This is a genomic window from Paenibacillus sp. 1-18 (genome assembly GCF_000520755.1).
Taxonomy (GTDB): Bacteria; Bacillota; Bacilli; order Paenibacillales; family Paenibacillaceae; genus Paenibacillus; species Paenibacillus brasilensis.
Genome location: NZ_ASSB01000147.1, coordinates 1 through 4,160 on the forward strand (window position 1 = coordinate 1; position 4,160 = coordinate 4,160).

General features: G+C 35.4%; 2 protein-coding genes and 2 pseudogenes. 1 reads left to right on the forward strand and 3 read right to left on the reverse strand.

The features are described from left to right. Window positions 1-1,055: 1,055 nt before the first annotated feature. Window positions 1,056-2,126 carry a tyrosine recombinase XerS gene (gene xerS / locus L693_RS0109875; protein ID WP_025717128.1) on the forward strand — a complete coding sequence of 357 codons (1,071 nt, stop codon included), beginning with the start codon at window positions 1,056-1,058 and terminating at the stop codon, window positions 2,124-2,126. A 722-nt stretch (window positions 2,127-2,848) separates the two neighbouring features. Here xerS and L693_RS0109880 read toward each other — a convergent pair. The 3 genes and pseudogenes from L693_RS0109880 to L693_RS30530 all read right to left on the reverse strand — a co-directional run. After that, window positions 2,849-3,202, reverse strand: a complete 354-nt coding sequence (locus tag L693_RS0109880) for a hypothetical protein (RefSeq protein ID WP_049825115.1) — start codon at window positions 3,200-3,202, stop codon at window positions 2,849-2,851. After that, window positions 3,195-3,812 (reverse strand): annotated as a pseudogene (locus L693_RS0109885) (zincin-like metallopeptidase toxin domain-containing protein); the annotation flags it as partial. The pseudogene L693_RS0109885 and the gene L693_RS0109880, both read right to left, overlap by 8 nt. Continuing rightward, window positions 3,767-4,160: pseudogene (locus L693_RS30530) on the reverse strand (hypothetical protein); the annotation flags it as partial. The pseudogenes L693_RS30530 and L693_RS0109885, both read right to left, overlap by 46 nt.

A 4,160-nucleotide genomic window follows, 5' to 3' on the forward strand; every position in this document is an offset into this window, starting at 1 on the left:
TTCCAGCAGGTGTCGCACTTCATATTACAATCCGTCCCATAAAAAAGAAAAGCGATTCGAATGGAGGCATAAATGCTGCTGTAGCTATTCATTTTATGCCATGCTATTTTGGCTGTTATGATTATGAAGAGGGTGTTTGTCGCCCATGTAGATCTGGCGATCATGGATAAAATAAATTTGGTAGCAGGGGGGGGCGGGTACCTATTTTAATAGATCACCCTTTGAACGCCGTTAGATACATTCATAATTTACTTAATACTGGAGATATTTACACACTCTCATTTTCTAACATTAAGGCTAACTCTATGAGAGATAAAATTGATTATGATGGCTATATTACATTCGAGACACACGAATTTTTACTGAAAATGATTCAGCTAGTGACCGGAGAAAAATCATGATTTCTTTTAAAGCAATAGAATATGCACGTTTATTAAATTTTAAAAAGCTATTCAGGAAATAAGCAGAAGCGTCGTTGGAATAAGTGACAAAAGAAGAGCATTAGAAATCATTCAGCAGATGCTAGCTGAATATCCTACGTACAAGGATGAACCTATCCAAAAATTGTATGTGAAGATTGTGAGCCTAAATATAGATATACCAGTAATCGCAATAAGGAAAAAACCAACCCAAATAGAGATCTTTTATAAAAGCAAAAAATATTCAGAACTTGCTTTATTGATTCAGAACCAAGAAAATCATGGTTCGACCGAACAATTCATCAAGCAAAAGGAAATGAATTTAAAAATGTACTGGTTAATGTTCTTCCAAATAAGCAAAAATATTCTGAAAAGAGAAACTCGGTTTCCTTTTGAATCCTGATGTTCAGAGAAGAGGCTCTTATTATTTATATGCATAAAATGTAAAACTACTCTACGCCAATTGTGCTCAAGAATGAGGTTTATCGGTACAAAAACAATAGAACATGTAGTAAAGTTAGAAAAAATCTAAGACTACAAGGCTGAATGGAGTTAAGCTAATATAATTACGTAAAATAATAATTTGACGAATAATTATAAATGCTCTATTTTTGTATTAAGGAGGTTGGTCATTGAATGAATAAAGACATGCGACTTCATTATATAAAACGTGTTGATGAAAAATGTGAGGAGCTACCTTGGTATGTTAGTGAATACATAGATACTCGTAAACGTAAGTTGTCACACACAACCTTATTGAACTACTGCCATGATTTCATCATTTTTTTTGACTGGCTCGTTTCCGAGAAATTTGCAGCTGACAATCGTAAGGAAATTGAACTTTCAGTTTTAGAAACGCTAACTGTTCGTGAAGTAGAGAATTTTTTATCCTTTCTAGAATACCAATTAGGAAATACAAAACTTACAATTAACCGGAAGCTATCGGCGTTAAAATCTCTTTTTAATTACTTACAAAACAAAGCTGAGACAACGGATCTCAAACCATATATTCAGCGGAATGTGATGGCCAAGATTGAGTTTAATACCAGTAAGGAGTCTCAAGAAACAGTTGCCAACCGTATAGAAGGAAAAATACTTCGGGAAGACGATTTTGAGAAATTCCGTCAGTTTGTAGCCCATGATTTCGGTGAGATCCATAGAACAAATAAAAGATTAAGTCATTTCCATGAGTTTAATCGTGAACGAGATACAGCTATAGTATCCCTAATACTTGGATCTGGACTTCGCTTGTCAGAAGTAGCTGGTATTAATTTTGATGATATTGACATAAATAAAGCTCTAGTACGCGTAATTCGCAAGGGTAACAAAGAACAATACGTATACTTTAGTCAGCAAGCTTTAGTTGATCTGCTGGATTACATGAAAATCAGGGCCATAAGATATATGCCTGAAAAAACAGAAACCTATCTCTTTATAGCTGCTCCAATTGGTCGAAAAGGAGGAAACAGACGTTTAACACCTAGGTCCATTGAAAAGCTTGTTGAGAAATATGCAAAGGCATTTGGTAAACCTGCATTGACGGTGCATTCTTTGAGGCATTCATTCGCTACTCGTTATCACCTGGAGAACAATAATGTACCTAGGTTGAAGAATCAGTTAGGGCATTCGTCAATACAAACAACCATGATCTATACACATTTGTCTGACGAAGAAATGAGAACTGCCGTTAATAATATGGATAAATGACCAACTTCCAACGTAAAGAAAAACGAAATTAGTGACACAAATCAACCATTATGTGTGGATGCTTTGACATAAAACATCCACTATAATTGGAGTTTGACACAAAACTCCCACTTTAATAAGTGATTAAGTGAGAACTACGCAATTTTATATCCAACATGAAATTACATAATGATTTTTCAATGATTAGCACAAGGAATAAAGTTAAAAAGGGGGCTTTGGTGTCAAAAACAAGGGAAGTTTTGTGTCAATCAACAGCGGGACGGGCAGGTTTTGCTTCTTATAACGAATATGGTATACTAATGTACAAAATACGAGTTTTGTGAATTAGTGTTGTTAGGCTTTTCGTTTTCATCCCAGGTTTGCAGTCTGGAGTTTATTTTTGATAACTTCTCATTAACGAACTCTTTGCGATACTTTGTCAAAGCCTCTAAAGATTTCCTATGGTTTTCCCAAACATACTCGACTAAAATCACCTTATCGTGATGCTTATCCAGTAGGAACTCCTATTTTGTCGGGTAGATTGATCCTAATCCATCCATTTTCACCAATCGACTCAGCTACATCCTTGAAAGTATATGCACTATGTATAGACTTTTTTGGTCTACCCCACAACTTGTCACGGTGGATATTGAAGCAAGGTGTATGTAAATCTCATCCCTCTTTATTCAGATTGGATAACTAAAAAAAGCTCACTCCCTATGTTTTGGAGCAAGCTTCGTGGATTAATTGTCTTCTGAATCTTCATTCCATAGTCTATCAAATTCTTCGTCCGTCAATCCATTCTCTTTTGTATGAGGAGCATAATAATGTCCATTAGGATCAATTAGATATTTAACCTGTGCCTCTGCATCTGAGATCACAATTGTATACTCATCATCTGCTTGGAATACAGTTGGAATTATACTTACCATTACAAGCCAAACTGGAAGATCGGAATCGTCAAACTGATTATAAAATTTTGCAGTACGTTCCTTTGTACCGTCTATTGTTCCAGAAAGGTCATACTTCTCCTTGTAGCTCTCAGCTATTTGCATAGCTTGTTCTGCTGTGAGATGTTTGTTTATCTTTTCACTCATTATTTTCAAAACCTTTCCAGCCCGGTGGAGGCCATTCCCCGTTTCTTAATTTATAGATATATTTTTGCGAAAAGAGAATTTCACCATCATTAAATAGCTCTTTATTTTTCATGATTTCATTATAAACGAATTCTTCTCTCTCAAGAGTGCTTTGTTGTAAATAGTTATCCTTCCCTAGTTCCTTCCACTGCTTGGCATGATAGGACTCATGAATTGCACTCAAATTTGTCGGTTCTTTTCTCAAAACTATTTCTCCCGTAGCTGGATTAAAACCAGCCGCAGCACTTTCAGGCAAAATTTTATCTTTCTTATCAATCAAAACCTTTATATCTAGTGCATCCATTTCTTTTTTAAATGACTTCATTTCACTAACATTCATAATTCTGTGTCCAGTTGGCGTTACCTTCCTCTGACCACTTACAAGCATCTCTTCCCACGATTTCAAATCTAATTCATACCCTTTGGTAAATGGTCTTATCTCACCATTAAACTTTATTGTATTACCAATCCCAAGTTTGGGTTTGATTACTGAACTAACTCCTCCAAATAATCCGGCTGTACCGATCATATTAGCCCAGTGTTCCTTTGACCAGGCATTGGTGGGATTGAATTACTTTTGTTAAAGTAGTAAACCGCTAATTCCTTTGAAAAATGTATAAAGCGTTCTGTTATGAATCGTTGAGTATAAAAGCTTTCAACTTTTTGTTGCTCCAGATAAGATGAAATGTCCACTTCGAATTGGTTTAATATATGATCTACATCAAAATGATATCGATTAGCCGCCTCAAGGATATTATCAAGTGCAGGAAGAACCTCATCTTTTCTTGAAGCAATGTATGTTACATAATTGGTCAGCACACTCTCTTCGCCTGAAAGAAGTTTATTTACATACGTATTTACAACCGCCCAATCCTCATATTTATTTTTCCATTTCAAGGTTTCTTCATCCGTATCCGTT

Bases quoted from the DNA above. Each gene is read 5' to 3' on its own strand.
- L693_RS0109880 (WP_049825115.1), bottom strand. From the start codon at position 3,202: ATGAGTGAAAAGATAAACAAACATCTCACAGCAGAACAAGCTATGCAA.
- xerS (WP_025717128.1), top strand. From the start codon at position 1,056: ATGAATAAAGACATGCGACTTCATTATATAAAACGTGTTGATGAAAAA.